Genomic DNA, 4,062 nt, shown 5'->3' with positions numbered 1-4,062 from the left:
TAGAAATGGATTTGGGATTGATCTTACTCCAAGTTGTAGCACTGTTCATGGCCCTGACCTTCCACGAGTTTGCCCATGGCTGGGTGGCCAGGCGGCTGGGTGACCACACGGCCGAGTCCCAGGGGCGCTTGACCCTGAACCCGAAGGATCACATCGACCCCTTCGGCACCGTTCTGCTGCCGGCCATGCTGATCCTGATGAAATCGCCGGTGGTCTTCGGCTGGGCCAAGCCGGTGCCCATCGATCCGCGCAATTTCAAGGATCCCAGACGCGGCATGATGTGGTCGGCGTTGGGCGGCCCGATGATCAACCTCTTTCTGGCCGCTGCCCTGGCCGTGGTCTTCAAAGCCATGCTCATGGCCGGGTTCCATGTCCGGGGGCTGCTGCTCTTTCTGATTATCGCCATCCAGCTCAATGTCTTTCTGGCGATCTTCAACCTGATCCCCATTCCGCCGCTGGATGGCGGCCGGGTGATGGTAGGCCTCCTGCCGCCCAGGCAGGCCTTGGCCTACAGCCGCATCGAACCCTACGGGTTCATAATCGTGATCGCCCTGATGTACTTTAATATTTTAGACCGATTTGTCTTCTACCCCATCCAGATGATCCTGCGGTTTTTGGGAATCGGCTGACCAATTATCGTGCAATCGCGTCGTAAAACTTCGGTGGTCATGAATCCGCGATGGCGGACGTCAACGGTTAGGTATTTACGTCGCGTTGGGTTGATCTTTCAGACATCGTCAATCGTGCCGGTGCCGCCTGCAATGCCTCTCGAGGCCCCATCAAGCAACGTGTATGGAATGAGAATCAGCATCTTGTCTGTTTAATTCGCCCTTGCCCTCAACCCTGCCCACACCTTGAAAGACGAGAGGGTCGATACCGCATGCCTGCCGCCCACCAATTGAAAAGGGAAATCGGACTTTTTACAGCCGTTGCCATCGTCGTGGCCAACATGGTGGGCACGGGCATCTTCACGACATCCGGCTTCGTTCTCCAGGAGGTCGGCAGTTCATCGGCGCTGCTGCTGGGCTGGTTCGTGGGCGGGATGTTCGCCCTGTGCGGCGCCCTGTGCTACGGTGAACTGGGCGCGCGCTATCCCCGTGCGGGAGGGGAATACGTCTATCTGCGCGAGGCCTTCGGCAAACCGCTGGCCTTCCTCTCGGGCTGGATATCGCTCATCGTCGGCTTTTCGGCCCCCATCGCGGCGGCCGCCATCGCCTTTTCGATTTACCTGCTTAAAGCCCTTGGCGCCGGCCCCGGCACCCATCGTGTTTTTTCCATCGTCGGTGTACCGGTATTCACCTTCTCGCTGCCGGTGGTGCTGGCCGTGGCTGTGGTATTGCTGCTATCGATTCTGCACGTCCACAGCCTGCGTGCCGGCAGTCGGGTTCAAAACCTGCTGACGCTCTTCAAAATCGCTTTGATCGTGGGATTTATCGGCGCCGGCATCTTCTCTTCAGGCGGTTCCATCGACCATTTCAGTGGAAGCGTCTCCCCCGGCGTTCTGTTGGACGGGAAATTCGTCGTCGCCCTGATTTTCATCAGCTTTGCCTACAGCGGTTGGAATGCAGCTGCTTACCTGGGCGGAGAAATCAAACACCCGTCCCGAAACATTCCCTTGGCGATGCTGGTTGGCACGCTAATCGTCACCGCACTCTACCTGCTGCTTAACTTCGTCTATGTTTACGCGCTGCCGCCGGAAGAGATGCGTGGGGTGATGGAAGTGGCAGCCGCAGCAGGCGCTCGGCTGTTCGGCCCCGGCATCGGCCGCTGGCTGAACGGGGCCATCTCCTTGGGACTTCTTTCCGTGATCAGCGCCATGATTCTTGCCGGACCGCGCGTCTACTACGCCATGTCCCGCGACGGCATCTTTTTTCCCCTTTTCGCAAAGGTCGATGAAACACGGCATACGCCTGCCCATGCGATCGGGCTGCAGGCGGCTATCGCCATGACCATGATCGTCTCCGCGTCCTACGACAGGCTGCTGGTGTACATCGGCTTTACCCTGTCCCTGTTTGCTATGCTGACCGTTATCGGGTTGATGCGCCTGCGGTTCAAGGACCCGGGTAAGGGTCCGGCATACCGGACGTGGGGATACCCGCTGACGCCGCTGATTTTCATCCTGGGCAATCTGTGGATCATCACCTTTTCCATCAGGAGCCGACCGGCACCGGTCGTTTGGGGGTTCGTCACCATCGCCGCCGGACTGGGTATGTACGTCTATTTCCATCGCACACGGTCTCCCCACCCTAAAGAGGAAAGGTAAACATCCACCGGCCGTTCAATCGCTGCTTTCGCATCGGGGTGAAGCCGGGTTGAAACCATCCAAACCAAAGGAGGATTTGTCATGAGTGGCCTATACCGATGGGTTTGTATGGCTTGCTTTCTGACGGCCGCCTGTCTGTCAACGGCACCCGCCGTGACGCCGGCCATGGCCGCCAGGCTGGGAGACATCCCGGAAACGGCCGAATTTGCCGCCGGGATGTGCGCGGCTTCGAGGTGGACCTGCCGGCAACCGTGGTCCGCCAAGCGGAGCTGGTCCTGGCCGCCATTGGAAAGATACCCGCCACGGGGGTGTATGTTCCCGTCGATTATCGTAATGACGGATTGGACGGTGCCTTGGAATCGGTCGGATATGATTCGAAACGCAAGACGTTGTTCGTCTGCGAAGGCGTCACCCGCTACATCGACGCTGCAGCCGTGGACAGGTTCATGCGGTTCATCACAGGAAATACCGCACCGGGCAGTTCGGTGGTTTTCGACTACATGCCGCTGGGCGCCGTCCAGGGTGATTTCGAGCGCTGCCCGGACATCCGGCGCCTTTCCTTCTGGGTCGCCTACCGAGGCAAACCGCTTGTATTCGGCATCCGAAAAGGCGACAGCGCCGCCTATGTGAGCCAACACGGATTGAAGGTGATGTCGGACCTTGCCCCGAAAGACCTTGAAAAGAGATATCTCACCTGCAGCGACGGCAGCCTGGACGGTCCCTGCGCCAGTGCGTTTCGCATCATGCATGCGGCCGCGCCTTAATCACCGCTCGCCATCAATCGTCGCAAGGCGGTAGACAATGATATGCTGCGTGGGTATCTGTCTCTTGTTCCTCGTCTCCGGTGTTCTCATCGAACCCGGAGCCGCATGGGCGCAAAGCCTGGCGGACATCGGCCGCGATGGGGTACCATCGATGGTGGGTTTCAGAAGGTGAAACCCATTGGGGTTGCCGATCTCACCCCATCTTTTTAGATCCACTGACGGCATTGGATCATCCATCGAACCAATACCACGTGAAGCGAAGCAATAATGGTTTTCACTGCCGCCAGTGACCATCGTTTAAATTGATTTGACGCCAACCCGTTACCCCCACCACAGACCCCTCCAACCAAAGCAGCCGCGCCCGGCAATCAGGGTGGCGGCATATTTGTCTACGGCTAATCCGCTAGCTCGGGCATTTCTTCAACGATGGGGAAAAACGGATGACATCAGATGTACCCATCCCGGCAACACGAAGTATCTGGAGATGTCTCTTTAATTTTTTTTATCACTGACCGAAAAAATATGATATAGGCGGTTTATCCGCACAATGACGACAACTGTTTTATTAATTAACTCGAACCGAACAGGAGGATAAAGTGAGAAGGCATTCGATTGCTCGGTGCATCGCCATTGCTATGTTTGGATACATCTTGCTCTCACCCTTCAAGGGAATGGCCGAAGGACGTGACCTCACGGCGCAGAAGCTTAAATCCATGCTGGACTCGGGTCAGAAAATGTTCCTGCTCAACCCGTTGAGCGACATCGAGTTCAACGAAGGCCACATCCCCGGGTCGGTGAACATCCCCCTGCACACGATCATGCGGTCAGACAAACTCCCCGAAGACAAGGACACGCTCATCGTCACCTATTGTCTCAGCCCCCAGTGAGTATACTACCAGGAGGCCGCCAGTCTGGTGGCGAACAGCATGTATACCACCATCAAAACTTTTTCCGGGGGGATAAAGGCATGGAAGTCGGCCGGCTACCCGATCGTCAAAACAAACCCGATGCCTGACTATGAGGTTCAAACCATAG

General features: G+C 57.2%; 4 protein-coding genes. All 4 read left to right on the top strand.

Annotated elements, in window-relative coordinates; genetic code table 11:
- Positions 1-629: site-2 protease family protein (locus ABYV26_RS22280; protein WP_372683557.1), on the top strand; the 629-nt coding region annotated here is incomplete at its 5' end.
- A gap of 251 nt (positions 630-880) precedes the next feature.
- Entirely contained in the window at positions 881-2,263 is a 1,383-nt protein-coding gene (locus tag ABYV26_RS22275) for an APC family permease (RefSeq protein WP_372683556.1), read from the top strand.
- 98 nt (positions 2,264-2,361) lie between these two features.
- Positions 2,362-3,027 (top strand): class I SAM-dependent methyltransferase, encoded by a 666-nt coding sequence (locus ABYV26_RS22270; protein ID WP_372683555.1) that lies wholly within the window; start codon positions 2,362-2,364, stop codon positions 3,025-3,027.
- A gap of 596 nt (positions 3,028-3,623) precedes the next feature.
- Positions 3,624-3,914: a rhodanese-like domain-containing protein gene (locus ABYV26_RS22265; protein WP_372683554.1), complete on the top strand. Its 291-nt coding sequence runs from the start codon at positions 3,624-3,626 to the stop codon at positions 3,912-3,914.
- Positions 3,915-4,062 lie beyond the last annotated feature (148 nt).

This window comes from Desulfosarcina sp. (assembly GCF_041551955.1).
In the GTDB taxonomy this organism is placed as follows: domain Bacteria; phylum Desulfobacterota; class Desulfobacteria; order Desulfobacterales; family Desulfosarcinaceae; genus Desulfosarcina.
The sequence above is the reverse complement of the archived record's forward strand: the minus strand, read 5'-3'. Positions and strand labels throughout refer to the sequence as shown.